Origin of the sequence: Streptococcus pseudopneumoniae (genome assembly GCF_001072925.1) — a bacterium.
GTDB lineage: Bacteria > Bacillota > Bacilli > Lactobacillales > Streptococcaceae > Streptococcus > Streptococcus pseudopneumoniae_Q.
This window is the reverse complement of the sequence record NZ_JVHE01000045.1, coordinates 1-3,266: the sequence shown is the minus strand read 5'-3', so window position 1 is coordinate 3,266 and position 3,266 is coordinate 1. Positions and strand designations below refer to the sequence as shown.

The window sequence follows — 3,266 nt, the reverse complement described above, 5'->3', positions numbered from 1 at the left end:
TCCCTAAAATCAGCTATATTTCAACATTTTTGTTTATTTTCAATATGAAAAGTTCTTACAAATCCATGTAGGGGGCATCTAAACAACAGGAAAAAGCCTTGATTTATAAGGCTTTTTTGCTTGTCATTTTGTTTTTTGTACCAAAAAGTTTATATTCACAAAATAAGCGACTCTCATCAAAGACTCGCTATTTATCTAACATCTCGTTTTCATCGAAAAAACCACCGCGAGGGTGGTTCTTTTTTATCAATCGTCAAACACTCCGCCTGTGAGTTGGTACATGAGGTAAATGTGTTCCAAGGTTTTTACCTTATCCATATGATCCACATCTTTTACGCCTCCCAAGGCTAGTAAAGGAACAAAACCGAAACATTGGTTATAAGACAAGGGACCATGTTTTAACACAGCCTGTCTATATAAATCCAATTCAAAGTTATCAGTCACATATGAGTTATCTAAATACTGAAGAAAATATTTCAGGCTCTTAATAATAATGTCGCAGTCTTGAATATTGTATTTTACAATACCAACAAATTCATTCTCTTCCCAAGTAATAATATCTCCAAATGCTGTTACGAACAGCGGAAAAAGAAGTAAGGAACTATTCATAATAATAGCCGTAGTAAATCTTTGCATTTTTGTCTTATCTTTTTTAAGATAGTACTATTAAAAAAAGATAAGGTGAAAATCATGGAAACATATACACTTGCAAATGGGGTTACTATTCCTAAAATTGGTTTTGGAACTTGGCAAATTGCTGAAGGCGAAGAAGCCTATAACAGCGTTAGCTTCGCACTTAAGGCGGGTTACACACATATTGATACCGCACAAATTTACGGTAACGAGGTTTCTGTAGGTAAGGCGATTGCTGATAGTAATTTGGCACGTGAGGATATTTTCCTAACTACCAAACTTTGGAATGATAAGCACGATTACGAGTTGGCTAAGACTTCTATCGATGAGTCTCTCGAAAGACTTGGTGTGGATTATTTGGATCTTTTGCTTATCCATTGGCCTAATCCAAAGGCGCTTCGTGAGAATGATGCTTGGAAGGCTGGCAATGCGGGTGCATGGAAGGCTATGGAAGAAGCCTACAAAGAAGGTAAGGTGCGTGCTATCGGTGTGTCAAACTTTATGCAACATCACCTAGAAGCTCTTTTTGAAACAGCTAAAATTGTTCCACATGTCAATCAAATCCTCTTGGCTCCAGGTTGTGACCAAGAAGACTTAGTTGACTATTGCCAAGAGCGCGATATCCTTCTTGAAGCCTATAGTCCACTAGGTACAGGTAGCATTTTTGGAAATGAAGATGTTGAAGCAGTGGCCGAACGTAACGGTAAATCTGTGGCACAAGTTGCTCTGCGTTGGAGCCTCCAAAAAGGTTTCTTGCCACTTCCTAAGTCTGTGACACCTAAAAATGTAAAAGCTAACTTGGATATCTTCGACTTCGACTTATCAGAGGAAGATATGGCAGTCTTGGATAAGATTCAAGGCACCAAAACTCAGAATGATCCTGACACAGTTAATTTTTAATAGGATTTTAAGCAACTCGTCAGGGTTGCTTTTTAGCGTGTTTCTTTAGATTTGCTATGATGAAACTATCATTTTTTATTTATAGATGGGAGTTACGTAATGGAGTCTCGAAATCTTTTGCCTCAGAATACACGTACTTCATTATCAATCACCAAACACACCGCCTGTAATCTGGTACGTGAGGTAAATGTGCTCCAAGATTTTGACAATTCGCGCCACATGAAATTATTTAAGCATATCCTTTTCTCTCATTACCATTTTCTGTTATAATAAATTGTACTTCTAGAATAGAAAGGACTTAAGATGACAACTCTTATTAAACATAAACGTGTAGAATTTTCAGAACTTTTTTATGACTTAGTTTTTGTTTTTGCAATTTCAAAAGCAACTGCTTTAATTCACCCTCTTCATAGCGGTGTTGTGGCTTGGGATTCTTTACTTGATTTCTTCATCTCTGTCATGGTTATCATCAATTCCTGGATGATTCAAACCATTTATACCAATCGCTATGGAACAAACTCGTTATTTAACATGGTAATCATGTTTATCAACATGGGACTTATGCTCTTTATGTCCAATATGATTGGATACAATTGGCAACAATGGTTCTATTATACCTGTTGGGCTGTTGGTACATTGACCCTTACCTTATTTTTTCAATATTTGGTTGAATTTTTTAGAAAATCAACCGATAATACTGATCGGGAAAGTATCAAAGGTTTTCTATGGTTAACAGGTCTAGGAAGTTTAGGAGTCTATCTGGCAGCTCTTTTTCCTATTTACGTTGGAGTCTATATCTTTATTGCTAGTATTCTGCTAACATTTATTGTGCCAATTTTCTTGATTACTAAAGATGAGCATTTCCAGGTAAATCTTCCCCATTTAATCGAGCGCGTCTCCCTTCTTGTGATTATTACGTTTGGAGAGATGGTTGTTGGGCTAGCTAGCTTCTTTACAGTCGAGAATTTCTCGATTTATTCGGTTCTCAATTTCGTTATCATGCTTTCCCTGTTCTTGTTTTATTTTGGCGAATTTGACCATGCTATTGATGAAGGATCTAGTCAAAAGGGATTATTTGTAATTTATAGTCACTATCCTATTTTCATCGGGCTTATGTTGATGACAGTTTCGATGGGTTATCTCCTGAATCCCGAGGCTAATCTTCTCGTTGCAATCAGCTTCTTTTATATCGGAATTGGCCTCTTCCAAGCTGCTGTCCTAGCAAATGGGCCCTATAACAAAAACTATCTTCGCTATCCGAGAAGTTACTACTGTGCTCAAGCGACACTCTATCTGGCTGCCTTGATTCTCTCTTTGCTTTTCGCTTCTAATCCTATAACAGTGTTGAGTATTGCAACCATTTTAGCTCTAGCTATAGCCATTCATTTTATTTATTTTTATATGACACAGAATAAAAAATATTCCAAATCTAACTGGGGGATATTTTAATGAGTTTATAACATTAAAAAGCTTTGGGAACCAAGGCTTTTTTTTCATTAATTTGTTTTTCCATTTTATCCTCCGATTTGAACTCGCACTGACATTTATTTATAACAACACTATATATCTAGTATGGCATAATCATTAGGTATTATAGGTTTTCAAACCAAATGTGAGTCATTCGTTTTTGCCCCACTTTTGCCCCATTTTTAAATCCTGACATTGAAAACACCTAAAAGTATTTCCCTAAAATCAGCTATATTTCAACATTTTTGTTTATTTTCAATATGAAA

Annotated in this window: 3 protein-coding genes; 2 read left to right on the top strand and 1 reads right to left on the bottom strand. The window is 36.1% G+C overall.

The window, feature by feature from the left end; genetic code table 11:
• Nucleotides 1–246: 246 nt before the first annotated feature.
• Nucleotides 247–636 (bottom strand): T6SS immunity protein Tdi1 domain-containing protein, encoded by a 390-nt coding sequence (locus ADH81_RS01995; protein ID WP_080979261.1) that lies wholly within the window; start codon nt 634–636, stop codon nt 247–249.
• Between the two features lie 54 nt (nt 637–690).
• On the opposite strand from ADH81_RS01995, the gene ADH81_RS01990 reads away from it, so the two are divergent.
• Together ADH81_RS01990 and ADH81_RS01985 are read left to right on the top strand one after the other, a co-directional pair.
• Entirely contained in the window at nt 691–1,533 is an 843-nt protein-coding gene (locus ADH81_RS01990; RefSeq protein ID WP_049526126.1) for an aldo/keto reductase, read from the top strand.
• A gap of 303 nt (nt 1,534–1,836) precedes the next feature.
• Nucleotides 1,837–2,982, top strand: coding sequence for a low temperature requirement protein A (locus tag ADH81_RS01985; protein ID WP_049526125.1), 1,146 nt, complete (start codon nt 1,837–1,839; stop codon nt 2,980–2,982).
• The last annotated feature ends 284 nt before the right edge of the window (nt 2,983–3,266 follow it).

Excerpts from the sequence above, each read along its gene's own strand:
- ADH81_RS01990 (WP_049526126.1), top strand. The coding sequence starts at position 691 with ATGGAAACATATACACTTGCAAATGGGGTTACTATTCCTAAAATTGGT.
- ADH81_RS01985 (WP_049526125.1), top strand. The coding sequence starts at position 1,837 with ATGACAACTCTTATTAAACATAAACGTGTAGAATTTTCAGAACTTTTT.
- ADH81_RS01995 (WP_080979261.1), bottom strand. The coding sequence starts at position 636 with ATGCAAAGATTTACTACGGCTATTATTATGAATAGTTCCTTACTTCTT.